We start from the raw sequence: 284 nt of genomic DNA, 5'->3' as shown, positions 1-284 counted from the left end.
AGCAGCGACGCGACGATGCTTTCCGCGAGCCGCGCGCCACCCATGCTCGTGAGCGCCTTCAGCTCGACGAGCGGCTTGATCAGCTCGGGCCGCGCGGCCAGGTAGCCGATCCGCAGCGACGACGACAAAGCCTTCGAAAACCCGCTCAGATAGATCACCCGTTCGAACTGATCGAGCGTCGCGAGCCGCTGCGACGGCGCCGCTTCGAAGTCCGCGTAGACGTCGTCCTCGACGAACGTGAAGTCGTGCCGATGCGCGAGCTGCAGCAGCCGGAACATCACCGG

The 284-nt window shown here is 66.2% G+C and carries 1 protein-coding gene; it reads right to left on the bottom strand.

Translation table 11 applies throughout. The features are described from left to right. A partial coding sequence (locus SB816_RS31015) for an aminotransferase class I/II-fold pyridoxal phosphate-dependent enzyme (protein WP_410548119.1) occupies positions 1–284 on the bottom strand: 284 nt, incomplete at both ends.

The organism is Achromobacter sp. SIMBA_011, from assembly GCF_046535435.1.
In the GTDB taxonomy this organism is placed as follows: Bacteria; Pseudomonadota; Gammaproteobacteria; order Burkholderiales; family Burkholderiaceae_B; genus Achromobacter; species Achromobacter dolens.
The sequence above is the reverse complement of the archived record's forward strand: the minus strand, read 5'-3'. Positions and strand labels throughout refer to the sequence as shown.